14 protein-coding genes and 1 tRNA gene are annotated in these 15,341 nt (G+C 45.3%); 5 read left to right on the top strand and 10 right to left on the bottom strand.

The window, feature by feature from the left end:
* Positions 1 to 105 precede the first annotated feature (105 nt).
* The gene (locus AB4623_RS11140) at positions 106 to 729 is read left to right on the top strand and encodes a trimeric intracellular cation channel family protein (protein WP_017062358.1); all 624 of its coding nucleotides are present in this window, start codon (positions 106 to 108) and stop codon (positions 727 to 729) included.
* 150 nt (positions 730 to 879) lie between these two features.
* Here the strand turns inward: AB4623_RS11140 and aroC are convergent, their stop codons facing one another.
* Entirely contained in the window at positions 880 to 1,965 is a 1,086-nt protein-coding gene (gene aroC / locus AB4623_RS11135; RefSeq protein ID WP_017062360.1) for a chorismate synthase, read from the bottom strand.
* 269 nt (positions 1,966 to 2,234) lie between these two features.
* Positions 2,235 to 2,311, bottom strand: a tRNA-Arg gene (locus AB4623_RS11130).
* A 211-nt stretch (positions 2,312 to 2,522) separates the two neighbouring features.
* On the opposite strand from AB4623_RS11130, the gene folD reads away from it, so the two are divergent.
* Positions 2,523 to 3,380 carry a bifunctional methylenetetrahydrofolate dehydrogenase/methenyltetrahydrofolate cyclohydrolase FolD gene (folD, locus tag AB4623_RS11125; RefSeq protein WP_017062367.1) on the top strand — a complete coding sequence of 286 codons (858 nt, stop codon included), beginning with the start codon at positions 2,523 to 2,525 and terminating at the stop codon, positions 3,378 to 3,380.
* Between the two features lie 125 nt (positions 3,381 to 3,505).
* On the opposite strand, the gene AB4623_RS11120 is transcribed toward folD, so the two are convergent.
* From AB4623_RS11120 to AB4623_RS11100, 5 genes are all read right to left on the bottom strand, one after another.
* A complete protein-coding gene (locus tag AB4623_RS11120) occupies positions 3,506 to 5,320 on the bottom strand; it encodes a cation:proton antiporter (protein ID WP_372146396.1) in 1,815 nt (604 codons plus the stop codon).
* A 164-nt stretch (positions 5,321 to 5,484) separates the two neighbouring features.
* Positions 5,485 to 6,684, bottom strand: coding sequence for a NupC/NupG family nucleoside CNT transporter (locus AB4623_RS11115; protein WP_372146394.1), 1,200 nt, complete (start codon positions 6,682 to 6,684; stop codon positions 5,485 to 5,487).
* Positions 6,685 to 6,889: 205 nt separating this feature from the next.
* Entirely contained in the window at positions 6,890 to 7,810 is a 921-nt protein-coding gene (locus AB4623_RS11110) for a LysR family transcriptional regulator (protein WP_372146413.1), read from the bottom strand.
* A gap of 135 nt (positions 7,811 to 7,945) precedes the next feature.
* Positions 7,946 to 8,944, bottom strand: coding sequence for a lytic transglycosylase domain-containing protein (locus AB4623_RS11105; RefSeq protein WP_372146392.1), 999 nt, complete (start codon positions 8,942 to 8,944; stop codon positions 7,946 to 7,948).
* Positions 8,945 to 8,974: 30 nt separating this feature from the next.
* Positions 8,975 to 9,265: a YcgL domain-containing protein gene (locus AB4623_RS11100; RefSeq protein ID WP_017062372.1), complete on the bottom strand. Its 291-nt coding sequence runs from the start codon at positions 9,263 to 9,265 to the stop codon at positions 8,975 to 8,977.
* A 219-nt stretch (positions 9,266 to 9,484) separates the two neighbouring features.
* Between AB4623_RS11100 and minC the strand changes: the two genes are divergently transcribed.
* From minC to minE, 3 genes are read left to right on the top strand one after another with little or no spacing between them, the layout of a single operon-like run.
* Positions 9,485 to 10,147: a septum site-determining protein MinC gene (gene minC, locus AB4623_RS11095; protein ID WP_017063419.1), complete on the top strand. Its 663-nt coding sequence runs from the start codon at positions 9,485 to 9,487 to the stop codon at positions 10,145 to 10,147.
* A gap of 21 nt (positions 10,148 to 10,168) precedes the next feature.
* Entirely contained in the window at positions 10,169 to 10,981 is an 813-nt protein-coding gene (minD, locus tag AB4623_RS11090) for a septum site-determining protein MinD (protein ID WP_009848498.1), read from the top strand.
* Positions 10,982 to 10,987: 6 nt separating this feature from the next.
* The gene (minE, locus tag AB4623_RS11085) at positions 10,988 to 11,251 is read left to right on the top strand and encodes a cell division topological specificity factor MinE (RefSeq protein ID WP_010436847.1); all 264 of its coding nucleotides are present in this window, start codon (positions 10,988 to 10,990) and stop codon (positions 11,249 to 11,251) included.
* A gap of 129 nt (positions 11,252 to 11,380) precedes the next feature.
* On the opposite strand, the gene rnd is transcribed toward minE, so the two are convergent.
* The 3 genes from rnd to AB4623_RS11070 all read right to left on the bottom strand — a co-directional run bounded on the left by rnd (position 11,381) and on the right by AB4623_RS11070 (position 15,295).
* Positions 11,381 to 12,499: a ribonuclease D gene (rnd, locus tag AB4623_RS11080; RefSeq protein WP_017062374.1), complete on the bottom strand. Its 1,119-nt coding sequence runs from the start codon at positions 12,497 to 12,499 to the stop codon at positions 11,381 to 11,383.
* 143 nt (positions 12,500 to 12,642) lie between these two features.
* The gene (gene fadD, locus AB4623_RS11075) at positions 12,643 to 14,337 is read right to left on the bottom strand and encodes a long-chain-fatty-acid--CoA ligase FadD (RefSeq protein ID WP_017062375.1); all 1,695 of its coding nucleotides are present in this window, start codon (positions 14,335 to 14,337) and stop codon (positions 12,643 to 12,645) included.
* Positions 14,338 to 14,443: 106 nt separating this feature from the next.
* Entirely contained in the window at positions 14,444 to 15,295 is an 852-nt protein-coding gene (locus AB4623_RS11070) for an alpha/beta fold hydrolase (RefSeq protein WP_065583833.1), read from the bottom strand.
* Positions 15,296 to 15,341: the final 46 nt, after the last annotated feature.

Genomic DNA, 15,341 nt, shown 5'->3' with positions numbered 1-15,341 from the left:
ATTCATTCGTCAACAAGCATTTTTACTACTACAATCGCGCTTCATTTTATATCCCTAAGGCCTATAAGACTCGAGTTTATAGACCTAAATTATAGAGCTACAGCAATGCTACTAAGTGTTTTGTATATCATTGGCATCACGGCAGAAGCCATGACCGGCGCTCTCAGTGCAGGCAAACAAAAAATGGATTGGTTTGGTGTAATGCTGGTTGCGAGCGCAACGGCAATTGGCGGCGGTACAGTACGCGATATCTTACTTGGCCATTACCCTTTAGGTTGGGTTGAAAACCCTCAGTATCTGGCCATCACCTGTATAGCAGGTGTTATTACAACCGGGTTGGCGAAATGGGTTATCAAGCTAAAAGGTTTGTTTATTCGCTTGGATGCCTTAGGCCTAATCGTATTCAGTATCATTGGTACCAAAGTAGCGATGACCATGGGTCTGCACCCGATGATTTGCATGGTATCGGCATTAGTGACAGGTGTCTTTGGTGGTTTGTTACGTGACCTTATCTGTCGTCAAACACCATTGGTGTTACATGAAGAGCTGTATGCCTCTGTCGCACTTGTCGCTTCAGGTTTGTACCTAGGTTTGCTTGAGCTTGGCATCAACGACGTCACGGCGACAATTGTGACGCTTGTAGTTGGTTACTTGCTGCGCATGGCGGCTGTAAGATTCAAATGGAGTTTGCCTTCGTTCCAGCTTGATCCTGAAAGTTCAGTGCATTAATGGATTAAGAGCCTTAAGCTGCTAGCTGTCTTTAATGACGATAGTCGCTAACCGGACGAATAATCCTGCTAATGTGAAAAAGGGTTACTTCATTACGAAGCAACCCTTTTTTGTTTCTACCAATTCTATTCTAAATAAAAAGAAGCAGAATTAGATTTGTGGTGTTTCAGTTGTCACACCAAAGTTTTGACCACGATGACGTAGCAAGTGGTCAAGCAGCACGATAGCCAGCATTGCTTCTGCAATAGGTACCGCACGGATGCCAACACATGGATCGTGACGACCTTTCGTGATTAGCTGCGTTGCTTCACCATCTTTCGTGATTGTGTCACCAGGTACAGTGATGCTTGATGTTGGTTTAAGCGCAATGCTTGCCACAATATCTTGACCAGTAGAGATACCACCTAAGATACCGCCAGCATGATTGCTGCTGAAACCTTCTGGAGTTAATGGGTCACGGTGTTCACTACCGCGTTGATTAACAACATCGAAGCCATCACCAATCTCAACACCTTTCACAGCGTTAATGCTCATTAGAGCGTGCGCGATGTCAGCATCTAGACGATCAAAGATTGGCTCACCAAGGCCTACTGGCACTTTAGTCGCAACCACTTGAATCTTCGCACCGATCGAGTTGCCTTCTTTTAGCAAGTCACGAATCAGTTGATCAAATTCTGGTACTTTGTCGGCATCTGGACAGAAGAAAGCGTTGTTTTCAATCTCGTTCCAATCCACTTTATCAATTGAGATATCACCCATTTGAGAAAGGTAAGCTTGGATTTCAACACCAAATTCTTGTTTTAGGTATTTCTTCGCAATTGCACCTGCAGCAACACGCATTGCAGTTTCACGAGCTGAAGAACGACCACCACCTCGGTAATCACGCACACCGTACTTTTGATGGTACGTATAGTCAGCGTGGCCAGGGCGGAACTTGTCTTTAATTTCGGAATAGTCTTTAGAGCGTTGGTCTGTATTTTCAATCAATAGACCAATAGAAGTACCCGTAGTTTGGCCTTCAAATACACCTGATAAGATTTTCACTTCATCCGCTTCACGACGAGCCGTTGTATAGCGAGAAGTACCAGGGCGACGACGATCCAAATCTCTTTGAAGGTCTGCTTCGGTAATTTCTAATCCTGGTGGGCACCCATCTACGATACATCCTAGTGCGATACCGTGACTCTCTCCGAATGTGGTCACTCGAAAGTGTTGTCCGATACTGTTTCCTGCCATTGCTTCCTCTAAATCAGCCATCAATCAGAAGGTTTGATTCCTAAACCGACTGGCTAATAGCTTTACTTGTCTATTCTTCGTGAATTCATAGTGGCTTTATTACCAAATGATGTAAACCCCAAAAAACGAACAATTTTAACTTTCCATTACATAAGCCGAATGAAACGAATAACAGAAGAAAATGAGTCGCGCTTGAAAAGAAGTGTTTTATGATATGTAAAATGCAAAAAACCCGACAACTCGGAGAGTTATCGGGTTTCTTTAAATAATGGCACGCCCTGAAGGATTCGAACCTTCGACCACCTCCTTAGAAGGGAGGTGCTCTATCCAGCTGAGCTAAGGGCGCGCTACAGGAACGAATTATACGAATTCGAATCAGTAAAGCAACGGCTTTATGTAACATTCTGATCTAAGTGGGTAAAAAAAGGCCAACAAACATATAAGTGTTGGAAAATAGAGCAAAGCAAACGTTTGCTTGATGGTAATCAAAAAGATTTTCTGGAATAATGCGCCAAAAACATCAGCCACTAACTTGAATATCAATACTAAGGAAATTCATGACTGCTCAAAATATTGATGGAAAGCTAATTTCTCAAACGGTTCGCTCCGAAGTTGCTGCACGTGTAAAAGCTCGTACTGAAGCTGGATTACGCGCTCCGGGCCTAGCGGTTGTTTTAGTGGGTGAAGACCCTGCTTCTCAGGTTTACGTTGGAAGTAAGCGTAAAGCGTGTGAAGAAGTTGGCTTCGTATCTAAATCTTACGACTTGCCAGCCACTGCGACAGAAGACGAATTGTTAACACTTGTAGACCAACTGAACGACGATCCAGAGATCGACGGTATTCTTGTTCAACTGCCTCTTCCAGCAGGCATTGATAGCACTCACGTTCTTGAGCGTATCACGCCAGAAAAAGACGTTGATGGCTTCCACCCCTACAATGTCGGCCGTTTGGCTCAGCGCATGCCTAAGCTTCGCTCTTGCACGCCAAAAGGCATCATCACGCTGCTTGACCGTTACAACATCGACTTACGTGGTAAGCACGCGGTTGTGGTTGGCGCATCAAACATCGTAGGTCGCCCAATGACGCTAGAGCTTCTTCTAGCAGGTTGTACGACGACAACATGTCACCGCTTCACCAAAGACCTTGAAGGTCACGTGCGTCAAGCAGACGTTGTTGTAGTTGCCGTTGGTAAGCCTAACTTCATTCCTGGCGCTTGGATTAAGAAAGGCGCTGTTGTGGTCGATGTTGGTATCAACCGTTTAGAATCTGGCAAACTAGTGGGTGACGTTGAATACGACGTAGCGAAAGAAAGCGCCAGCTTCATCACACCTGTGCCGGGTGGTGTTGGCCCAATGACGGTGGCGAGCCTAATCGAGAACACCATGATCGCTTGTGAGCAATTTCACTCGAAATAGTCCGCAGCGCATATAAATAAATTAGAAAGCCGCAACGTGATGAACGTTGCGGCTTTTTTGATGCTTTGGTACTTAGCTATTCGTTTTTAAAACGGGGTGACTCGCTTTTGATGAAGCGCTCGTTGCTACTTATCTGGACTCTCAACTTTTTCCGTCTGTTCAGAAGGCGGTAATAAACTAATAAGCTCACACTCCGTTGATATGAGTTTTTCCAACTCAGATCCTTGTGTCATTAAACGGAAATCACCGCCAGTGATCACCCCAAGAGGAATGGCTTTAGGATACAAAGCATTAAACTCTTTTAAATCAAATGCCTCGGTCAAACCTGTACTTTTAATTTGGCTACCCTGAGCCATCAGTGAGTTAAGCTTAGAATAGGTAATCCCTTCCGAGAACAGACTTCGATTGCCATTGCGGCTCACTTGATGTCTTTCATGCTTAGTCTCTGACGATTCAAGCTCAAACACCTTATTGGCACCAAACTCGTCTTGGTAATGCATGCTGACTAACGGGTTGGTTTGACGATAAGGCGAGACGATGATCGCACGCCCTATCCCATCGAGTTCCAAATTGTTTTCCGCGTGGCTTGAAGCTGGGTTACCAAAGTAAACATTCAAGTTATCCATACGAGCTAAGCGAATGCTTTCCCAGTTAGTATCAGCAAGCACACTGTTGATGTTGTGTGTGGCTAGCACCTTGGCAAATTGTCTTGCAAAGTGAGTGGCGCCAAAGAAGATAACCCCTTGCGCTTTCTCTTGAGTGACCCCTAGCCTTCTCGCCCACCAGCTCGCGGTTAAGCTCTGAATCACAACCGTACCAATAATGACTAAGAACACCATGGGCACGAGCAGATCTGCGCCTTCAATCAATTGCTTCTCTTGCAGTTTTATCGCAAACAGAGAAGAAACCGCGGCTGCAACGATCCCGCGCGGTGCCATCCAACTCAAAAACCATTTATCCGCCGAATTAAGATCCGTACCGATCCCGCTGATCCACACGCTTAACGGGCGAGCCACCAACATAACCACCGCTAGCAACCCAATACCACCCCAACCTATCGAGAGGAAGGTTCCGGAGTCGAGCCTGCTCGCTAACAGAATAAACAACGCAGAAATAAGTAACACGGTCAGGGTTTCTTTGAATTCGATGATGTCTTCGATATCCAAGCCCTTCACGTTGGCAAGCCAGATCCCCATGATGGTCACGGTTAATAAACCCGATTCTTCACTCAGATCATTAGAAAACGAGAACGCCGCCAACATTAGCGTCAGCACAGCCACATTACGTAAATAGTGCGGTACCCAATGCCCTTGCAGCATCTTGGCAATCAAATGGCCACCGATGATCCCTAAGCCTAAACCTATGACTAACGTCAGGCCCAGAGCTGACAGAACGTGTCCGGTAGGGTCGGCAGAAGAAACAATGTACTCGTAGACGAGAACCGCAAACAGAGCGCCAATCGGATCAATTACTATCCCTTCCCATCGCAAGATACTGCCTAACGAAGATTTAGGCTGAATACTGCGAAGCATGGGCACGATTACCGTAGGGCCAGTTACCACAACTAATGCACCAAACAGTGCGGCTAACGGCCAACTGAAGTCCACAAAGTAGTATGCCCCCACCACGATACACGCCCATGTAATCAACATGCCGAAACTCACGAGGTGAGTCACCATCCGGCCATGGCCTCTGATTTCTTTGAAATTTAGGGTCAATGCTCCTTCAAACAAGATGATGGCAACCCCTAAGGAGATCATAGGAAACAGCACATCACCGAAAATGGCATCGGGATTTAGAATATTCAGGCCGGGACCTAACAATAGGCCAACGATAAGGAGAGGGAGAATGGCGGGAAGACGTAAACGCCAGCCGAGCTGCTGACAAGCTAAAGACAAGAGTCCAATTAACGCCAAAGAAGAAGTAATCGACAAATCCATTTGTGCCCCTAAAAGGTTTGCACCACACCCTGTGGTACAAACTATTCAATGAAATAAGAAAGCCTACGTTCTTACACTATAGGCTCTCTTTTTCACGCTAACCGAATATTATTGTGATTAATCAGTCACTTTACTATAGGGGGAGTAAAGTCATGAGCAGTTAACTATAGAGAAAGTACAACACCAGCAATAGCAGCACTCATTAGGTTAGCAAACACACCTGCACAAATTGCTTTGAAGCCATATTGTGAGATGAAAGAACGACGCTCTGGAACTAAGCTGCCCAAACCACCGATAAGAATCGCCATAGTAGAGATGTTAGCAAAGCCACATAGAGCGAAAGTTACGATCGCTTGCGAGTGCTCACTTAGTGCCTCTTTAGCATCCATTAGTTGGATGAAAGCCACGAACTCGTTCACGACAATCTTGTTACCGATCAATGAGCCCGCAACCACAGCCTCAGACCACGGTACACCGATCAGCCATGCAACGGGTGCAAACACATAACCTAGGATAAGTTCGAAGCTTAGGTTTACGCCAAACCAGCCGCCAACGATACCTAGCAAGCCATTCAGCATTGCAATCACACTGATAAAGGCAAGAAGTGTTGCACCCACCGCAACGGCAATACGAAGTCCAGACATAGCCCCATCTGCCATCGCCTCAACTACGTTTGTTGCTCGTGGAATTTCAACGTCAGACTCAATATTTTCTTGAGCCTCATCTGCGCTACCTGGTACCAAAATCTTGGCCATCAATAGACCAGCAGGAGCAGACATGAATGCCGCAGCGATCAGGAAGTTTAGGTCAACGCCAAGCGATGCATAACCCACTAGCGTACCACCAGCTACAGACGCCAAACCACACACCATCACAGCAAACAGTTGTGAATCTGTCATGTGTTTTAAGTAAGGCTTAACCACCAATGGCGCTTCAATCATGCCGACAAAGATATTGGCAGTCGCAGACAATGATTCCGCACGACCTGTGCCCAAGAACTTCTGTAGCGCACCACCAATAAGGTTGATCACCTTTGGCATAAAGCCGATGTGGTACAAGCCTGAAATCAGTGCAGAGAAAAAGATAATGATGCCAAGAACATTAATCGCGAAAACAAATCCGTTATTAGTTAGGCCACCAAATAGGAAGTTAATCCCCTCTTGACCGTAGTTGATCAAGCTAGATACCGCACCCGTGGCTGCATTCAACGCTTCTTTACCCATTGGTACATACAGAACCAATAGCGCGAATGAGATTTGTAATAAGAAAGCCAAAGAGACTGTTCTTAGTGGAATATTTTTTCTGTCCGTAGATAGTAACCAAGCGGCAACTAAAATAGTGATAATTCCAAGTAGGGAAGCCATGTGCGTCAACCTAAAAGTTGTAGGTAGGAAAGGCGACGCATTCTATAGAGGAAATCGTTTGCGGCAAGCTGAGGTTGTTAATGTGATGTTGGGGTAATCACGATTTAACTATGAGTATAATTAAGTTATTGAATTTTAATAATTAACTTTGATTAAAAAGCGTACTTTTTCCATATGGAAATTATATTTATAGATTAGGAAACAGTTAGCGATGCAGTTCAACGCAAGTTTTGAGGTTTTTGTCCCAATACGTCGGCGACCCGATATGATCTTTAATGAACTCAATCACTGCCGAAAGCTTCTTCGGCATATTCTTTCGGCTCGGGTAAACGGCATAGAATGGCATCAGCTGACTGGCTCTCCACTCTGGCAATACTTGAATGAGCTTGCCCGTTCTAAACTCTTCTTTCACTAAGTAAGTCGCCAAATAAGCAACGCCCCACCCTGATACTGCCGCGTCTCGTACTGCCTCAGCCAAATCGACTGAGTAATCGCCCGCGACTTTGACGCTGAGGTTTTCTTGCCCGTTGTCAAACGCCCACGATGTGTAATCTCGTTCACGGCTGCGATAGATAAGACAGTTATGGTCAATCAAATCGGAAGGTACATGTGGCGTCCCAGCCTTAATCAGATAATCCGGTGACGCAGCCACCACAAACTGACTGTCGGCTAATCGCTGCGCAATGTAACCTTCAGGCAAATCTTCATTGTTGGTGATCCAGAGATCCAAGCGCTCTTCAATCATGTCCACCTTATAGTCGAACAAGTGGACCTCGATTCTCAACTGAGGATAAAGCTGTCTGAGTTGATCAATCGCCGGAATGATATGGAGTGTGCCAAATGACTGCGACAAACCGACGCGTAGTATTCCAGAGATATCATCGCGCTGGCTATCCATATCCATCTGAGCTGCTTTCAGCGTGTTAAACAGCTGCTCACAATGTTGATAGAACACGTCTCCCGCTTCAGTCAGCGTGAGGCTTCGTGTGGTTCGTTGTACCAACTTGATGCCGATTGAGTCTTCAAGCAAAGCGACTTGTTTACTGATATGAGACACCGAAACGTTCAAGCTTTTTGCAGCACTGGTAAAGCCTTCGTGCTTGATCAGCGCATGGAATATCACCATCTGTGCAGCTCTATCTGTTAGCACAAGATCACCTTATTAAATCTCTGAAATATAAAATCAAAAAGGACTCCGAAGAGTCCTTTAGTTCGTTCTGCCTATGATAGGCCAAATGCTATTCAAAGCGACTTAGGTCTGTTAATCAAACTTAATTCTGTCGGCTAGGTGGCTTACTGCCAAAGCAAAGTAGTAAGAACGATTCCACTTCATTAACACATTGTAGTTGTTATAAATGAGGTACGAACGTCCGGTTTCATCATCCGGCATGATTAACCAAGCTTTAATGTCTTCATCAAGTGTTGGCAGTGGGCGATCGTCATAGCGTTTAATACCGAGTTCAGACCACTCTTTTAAGTATTTCGCTTTGTCTTCGTCTCGACCTTGTAAATCGATCGACACAGTTGACGGAACATGAACCTGACGACCCCAAGTATATTTGTCATCCCACCCTGATTGGCTGAGATAATTGGCCGCCGAAGCAAATACGTCTTCTTCAGTGCCCCAAATGTCTTTCTTGCCATCATCACTGCCATCAGCGGCGTAAGCTAAGAATGAGCTTGGCATAAACTGAGGTTGACCCATCGCACCAGCCCAAGAGCCTTTCATCTCTTTTGGTGCAATATGGCCTTGATCAAGAATCTTCAATGCCGCCATCGCTTCGCTACGGAAGAAAGCTTCTCGGCGTCCTTCATAAGCCATGGTCGTTAGGGCGTCGATAACGCTGTAATTGCCCGTGAACTTACCAAAATTACTCTCAACGCCCCATAGCGCGACAATGAATCTTGGTTGAACACCATATTCATCACCAATACGCTTTAACGCGGTGTAATGCTCCTTGTAGAGTGACCTTGCTTGCTTCACTTTCCAATCTGGAACCGCTCGTGGAATGTATTCATCCAGAGTCAGTTTTTTCTCAGGTTGGTTTTTGTCGGCTTTTACCGCTCTTGGCTTAAACGTTACACCATCAAAGGCTTCATCAATGATCGCTTCAGAGATGCCTTCTTCACGGCCTTGTTGTTTTAGTTTTTCTACATATTGCTCGAAGCTCAGTTCTTCAGCTTGTACTGAACTTATGGTCAGGCTATTACCCAATAGTAATGCCGACACAGCCAATATGGTTTTCGAAAATTTACTCAACGATCACTCCTCCTTGAATTGAGGTGGCTATCACTCTTCGTCTTGAGATTTCTGTTGAGCTTTACGCTCTTTATGAAGCTCAAGTTCGTTAACTGGTGGTGGCGGAACCTGTAAAAAGAAACCATCGGTATTCAGTGATTCTTTCACTTTTTCGATGTTTACTTGAGCCAGTTTACGGCCATCCATTTTAATTACCATTACAAAACTAGGTTTACCAAACATTTGCATCAATGCGTCAGGAACTTGTGAAAAATCATCCTTCTTAGGGATATAAAGGTATGTTCCTTCTTTCTTTGAGCTTTTATATATAGAACACAGCATGACAAACCTTTTAATTGATTATGACTACAAAACTCTCACTTGCGAGATCAATAGTTTATGTTAGGGAAATATTGGGAACAAAACGTCCATTTGACAACAAGATTACTTGCTGTGCTTGGTTTGGGAATATAACATGATAAACCTAGTTTCAGGCAATGCCCTTTATTTTATTGATAAAGAAATTGTACCAATCCGCTATTGAGGTCCTGTAGTTTTTCGATGTCTAGTAACCCAGATCTAAAAGGTAGCAGCTTTACGCTATCTGTTTTGCACTTATCCGATGATCAAGTCGAAAATGCAGTCTCTTTTCTTCAAGAGAAAGTAGACCAAGCACCTACGTTTTTCGCTGCCGCACCTGTTGTTATCAACATCAGTAAAGTCGCGGGCGATATCGATTTTGTGCAACTTAAAAATGGTATATCTCAAGCGGGCATGATCCCGGTTGGTGTGGCAGGCTGTTCTGATAAGCGAATGCAAAACCTCGCTAAAGAAGCCGGTTTTGCAGTGATGACGGCAAGCAAGTCGCCATCTCAAGCTCCAGCGAAAATGGCACCAATCAAAGTGATTAGAACCCCTATTCGTTCTGGTCAGCAGGTTTATGCGAAAGATGGCGATCTATTGATACTCAGCCATGTGAGTGCAGGCGCGGAAGTGATTGCCGATGGCAGCATCCATATTCATGGCACTTTACGCGGCCGTGCGATTGCAGGTGCAAGTGGTCAAACTGAAGCAAAAATAATTTGTAATGACTTACAAGCCGAGCTGGTTTCCATTGCTGGAAATTACTGGCTCAGCGATCAAATTGAAAGCGAGTACTGGCAGAAGAAAACCATGTTCAGTATGGCAAACGATGTATTACACGTTGATGTCCTCGCAATATAAGAGAAATAAAAGGAAAACAGAATGGCACGCATTATCGTTGTAACGTCAGGTAAAGGCGGGGTAGGCAAAACGACCTCCAGTGCAGCTATTGCCTCGGGTCTGGCTTTAAAAGGAAAGAAAACCGCAGTTATCGACTTTGATATCGGTCTGCGTAACCTAGATTTAATCATGGGTTGTGAGCGTCGTGTTGTGTACGACTTCGTTAATGTTATCAATGGTGAAGCGACGCTGAACCAAGCGATGATCAAAGACAAGCGCACAGAGAACCTGTTCATTCTTCCTGCTTCTCAAACTCGTGATAAAGACGCACTAACAAAAGATGGTGTTCGTCGTGTATTTGATGAACTGGATGAAATGGGCTTTGATTTCATCATCTGTGATTCTCCTGCGGGTATCGAACAAGGCGCTCTTATGGCGTTGTACTTCGCTGATGAAGCGATTGTAACCACCAACCCAGAAGTCTCTTCAGTACGCGATTCAGACCGTATTCTAGGTATTCTTGACTCTAAATCTCGTCGTTCTGAAGACGGCTTAGAGCCAGTGAAAACACACCTTCTATTGACTCGCTACAACCCAGCACGTGTAACTCAAGGTGAGATGCTCAGTGTTGAAGACGTTGAAGAAATCCTGCACATCTCTCTACTGGGTGTAATTCCAGAGAGCCAAGCGGTACTGAACGCATCGAACAAGGGTGTTCCAGTTATCTTTGACGAAGCAACCGACGCAGGTATGGCTTACAATGATACTGTAGAGCGACTACTGGGTAGCCAAGTTGACTTCCGCTTCTTAACGGAACAGAAGAAAGGCATCTTCAAACGACTGTTCGGGGGCTAATGCACAATGTCATTATTAGAGTTTTTTAGACCACAGAAAAAGACAACCGCAAACCTAGCCAAAGAACGTTTGCAGATCATTGTTGCCGAACGACGCAGCCATGACGACCCAGCGCCGTCTTACCTGCCGCAACTAAAAGAAGACATCTTGAAGTGTATTGCCAAGTACGTTGAGGTCGATCCATCAATGGTTGATCTGACTTTTGAACACAAAGATGACGACATCTCAGTGTTAGAGTTGAATGTTAAGCTTCCAGAAGAAGATCGATAATCTTTCTGAACAAGATTGGCAGGTAATACACTTGCTTGTATTGATTGAATAAAAAAGAGAGCCTAGGCTCTCTTTTTTGTATGTGCAGTTTATAACTGTAACTAAGTTAGGCTTTAAAGCAGCAAGCGGTTATTTGATCGCTTTACTCAGCTTTTCGCCAACCACATCTAAACGCCAGCCTTGCATAACATCAGGCAGCTTTTCTGGGTTACGATCGTGCTTCCACACCCAGCTTAACATTTGGTTAAGTTGCTTCTTCGATGCCAAGAATTCCGTCGCCAAACCACTGTGTTGTGATGCTGTTTTCACTTCATCTTTCAGCACTTTGAAGAGTTGCTTGTAGCCAGGGAAGTCCATTAGACGTTCTACTGGTGCTGGGTACTCTTCTTCTGGTGTATGTTCCGCTAACTTTACGATTGAGCTGATCTTCGCACCATGGCGACGCACAGAGCGGTAATCAAAACCCTCTTGCTCCATGTGCTTGGGATCTTTCATCGCAAAACGCGCCACAGCCCATAGGTCTTGTTCTTTGAAGACAAAGTTCAGCGCTAAATCGCGCTTGATTGCTTCTTTTAGACGCCAAGTTGCTAGAGGTCGTAAGATCGCTAATTGCTTCGGTTTAAGCTGCCACGCCCCTTTAATATCAAGGTAGGCTGTATCTGGGTTTACTTTACGAATGCGCTTGGCAACTTGTAAATCAGACTCTTGCTGAGCCGCTTCCCACCAGCCAGCTTCCATCACTTTTTCTAGAAGCTTGTTGTACATTGGCATTAGGTAATGCACGTCTGCTGCTGCGTAGTCCAATTGTTTTTGAGAAAGCGGACGCGCTAGCCAGTCTGTGCGAGATTCACTCTTATCGAGATCGACACCGACAAACTCTGAAACCAGAGCAGCAAAGCCCGTTGATAAACCATGACCTAAGAAAGCCGCCATGATCTGTGTATCAACCATTGGTGTTGGTGTACAGCCAAATGCGTTCTGGAACACTTCCAAATCTTCACCGCACGCGTGCAGCACTTTCAATACTGATGCGTCTTTCAACAAGGTAACGAACGGTGTCATGTCATCAAGAGCAATAGGGTCAATCAGTGACAGCGTTTCACCATCAAATAACTGAATCAAGCCTAATTGAGGGTAATAGGTTCTAGTACGAACGAACTCCGTATCAAGCATAACGACATCGGCTTCACGTGCTTGTTGGCAAACTCGCTCAAGGTCTTTCAATTGGGTAATGATTTGATAATCCACAAAAACTCTCACAGGTTTCTATTTGATCGCCGGATACAAAAATGCCGACATTAACTGTCGGCATTCTAACACCATTTTTCAGCGCTCGCTTAGATTAAGCGCCTCAATGGTTTTGGTGCAGTACTTTCGCGCAAACGGGCTAATTATTCGCTAGCGCGTTTCGCAAGTTCTGCATCGTTTTCTTCACGCAGTACGCGGCGTAAGATCTTACCTACGTTAGTCTTTGGAAGATCATCTCTGAACTCGACTAATTTAGGGATTTTGTAACCCGTTAAGTGCTCACGACAGTGCGCGATAATGTCTTCTTTGGTCAGGCTAGGGTCACGCTTCACAACGTAGATCTTAACCAATTCACCAGACACTTCATGAGGTTGACCGATAGCTGCTACTTCAAGCACTTTACCATGCAGAGCCACAACGTCTTCAATCTCGTTCGGGTAGACGTTGAAGCCTGATACAAGAATCATGTCCTTCTTACGGTCAACGATGTACAACAAGCCTTCGTCATCAAACTTAACGATGTCACCTGTCGATAACCAACCGTCTTGATCGATCACTTCTTTGGTCGCTTCAGGGCGCTGCCAGTAACCTTGCATCACTTGAGGGCCACGAACTTGTAGCTCGCCTACTTGGTCATTAGCAATAACCTTACCTTCATCATCAACAATACGAACTTCTGTCGATGGTACTGGTAGGCCGATAGCACCTGTGTAGTCTTTCAGGTCGTATGGGTTACCCGTTACCAGTGGTGAACACTCAGTTAAGCCATAGCCTTCCAATAGGTGAATGCCTGTCGCTTTCTTCCATTGCTCAGCAACAGCGCGTTGAACCGCCATGCCGCCGCCAACAGATAGGCGTAGGTTACTGAAATCCAACTCGTGGAAATCTTCGTTATTAACTAGCGCATTAAACAAGGTGTTTACGCCGGTAATTGCGGTAAACGGAACCTTTTGCAGCTCTTTAATAAAGCCAGGAATGTCACGAGGGTTAGTAATTAGAAGGTTACGACCACCCATCTCAACAAACAGTAAGCAGTTCACCGTCAGTGCAAATACGTGGTAAAGCGGTAATGCCGTTACAACCAACTCGCGGCCTTCTTGCAGAACAGGACCGTAAGCCCCTTTCGCTTGAAGTACGTTCGCAATCATATTGCGGTGCGTTAGGATTGCGCCCTTCGCTACACCTGTTGTACCACCAGTGTACTGTAGGAACGCGATGTCATCACCCGCCATGAACGGTTTCACATATTGAAGACGACGACCTTTGTGCAGCGCTTTTCTGAATGAGATAGCACCCGGCAGATCATACTTAGGCACCATGCCTTTTACGTATTTCACTACAAAGTCGACAATTGTCCCTTTCGCGCGTGGCAGCATTTGCCCTAGGCTAGTTAGAACAACGTGTTTAACCGGCGTGTTATCAACGACTTTCTCTAGCGTGCTCGCAAAGTTAGATACGATAACAATCGCCTTTGCACCAGAATCGTTCAGTTGATGTTCAAGCTCACGAGGTGTGTACAGTGGGTTGACGTTCACTGCAATCATACCTGCACGCAATACACCAAATAGTGCAATTGGGTATTGCAGTAGGTTTGGCATCATTAGCGCGACGCGATCGCCCTTCTTCAGTTTCAAGTCATTCTGTAGGTAAGCGGCAAAAGCACGGCTGCGCTCTTCAAGCTTACGGAATGTCATAATCGAGCCCATGTTCTCGAATGCAGGTTGGTCCGCGTACTTCTGTACCGACTGTTCAAACATTTCTACAAGAGATGGGTACTGATCTGGGTTGATCGTTTCTGGTACGTCACTTGGATAACGTGAAAGCCAAGGTTTGTCCACTATGTTACTCCTCGTTTATCAGCTGACGACTGCTTCGCCGCTTTTTATCATTGCGGTATTACAGCACAGCTTTAGTGCATGAGCACTAAAAGGCTCAAACACTTGTTTAAATTTTGTTAACTACACCAAGAATTAGCTCTGAAACTAGCTCCGGGCTCTCTAAATGGCAATGATGTCCGCCAGGAACAGTCTCTATATTCAGAGAACTATGGGCTGATTTGTAGCGATTATGCTGCAAATGTCGGAATCCATCATTTCCTAAAACTATTAATTGAGGGCATTCAATAGCCGCCATGATCGCTTCAGCGTGCGCCTGTGACATTCGATATAACGAGTCACATTTTAGGTTAGGGTCGCATCGCCATTGCCAAGAGTTATCTAACTCGACAATTCCTCGCTCGACAATAGGAGCAATTAATTCAGCATTGATTTGATTGGCGTGAGCTCTCAGCTTAATAGCATCCTCAAGGCTTGCCAGAGGACGTGAAGGCTTTCTTCGCTGTCGAAGACGACTGAGTACCCCATCTCTCAAGCGAGAAACCGTTTCTTGGGGAGCTTCTGAAAGAGGTCCGTGACCTTCAATTTGAATTAATCCTGACACCTTTTCAGGAAAGGCGGCACTATAGCAACTTGCTATCAATGCACCAAGTGAATGTCCTACCAGTACCAGTCTGTTTGGCGATAATTTAGTCACCAACTGATGCAAGTCATCTATATAATCATGAAATGGGTAGTAACTTCCCGATTTGTGCGACGAGAAGCCGTGTCCGAAGAGATCGATAGCAACAAGGTGAGCATTGGGCGCAAACTTGGCGACTTGCTGCATAACCTGATTAAAGCTGGACGAATTATCCAACCACCCATGAATAAAAACGACCGTCGTTGCGGTCGTTTGTGGGTTGCCAATCTGTTGTGTTGCAAGCGTCCCGCTCGCGAGGGAGTATGACTTTTCAATCATCAAACATGTAGTTCCATCTGTTTGCGTAATCAACATCGGATAAAGT

This window comes from Vibrio sp. 10N.222.52.C12, from assembly GCF_041474215.1.
GTDB lineage: Bacteria > Pseudomonadota > Gammaproteobacteria > Enterobacterales > Vibrionaceae > Vibrio > Vibrio crassostreae_C.
The sequence above is the reverse complement of the archived record's forward strand: the minus strand, read 5'-3'. Positions and strand labels throughout refer to the sequence as shown.

Coding starts and splice junctions, on each gene's coding strand:
- AB4623_RS11140 (WP_017062358.1), top strand. CDS start 106: ATGCTACTAAGTGTTTTGTATATCATTGGCATCACGGCAGAAGCCATG.
- aroC (WP_017062360.1), bottom strand. CDS start 1,965: ATGGCAGGAAACAGTATCGGACAACACTTTCGAGTGACCACATTCGGA.
- folD (WP_017062367.1), top strand. CDS start 2,523: ATGACTGCTCAAAATATTGATGGAAAGCTAATTTCTCAAACGGTTCGC.
- AB4623_RS11120 (WP_372146396.1), bottom strand. CDS start 5,320: ATGGATTTGTCGATTACTTCTTCTTTGGCGTTAATTGGACTCTTGTCT.
- AB4623_RS11115 (WP_372146394.1), bottom strand. CDS start 6,684: ATGGCTTCCCTACTTGGAATTATCACTATTTTAGTTGCCGCTTGGTTA.
- AB4623_RS11110 (WP_372146413.1), bottom strand. CDS start 7,810: ATGGTGATATTCCATGCGCTGATCAAGCACGAAGGCTTTACCAGTGCT.
- AB4623_RS11100 (WP_017062372.1), bottom strand. CDS start 9,265: ATGCTGTGTTCTATATATAAAAGCTCAAAGAAAGAAGGAACATACCTT.
- minC (WP_017063419.1), top strand. CDS start 9,485: ATGTCTAGTAACCCAGATCTAAAAGGTAGCAGCTTTACGCTATCTGTT.
- minD (WP_009848498.1), top strand. CDS start 10,169: ATGGCACGCATTATCGTTGTAACGTCAGGTAAAGGCGGGGTAGGCAAA.
- minE (WP_010436847.1), top strand. CDS start 10,988: ATGTCATTATTAGAGTTTTTTAGACCACAGAAAAAGACAACCGCAAAC.
- AB4623_RS11070 (WP_065583833.1), bottom strand. CDS start 15,295: ATGATTGAAAAGTCATACTCCCTCGCGAGCGGGACGCTTGCAACACAA.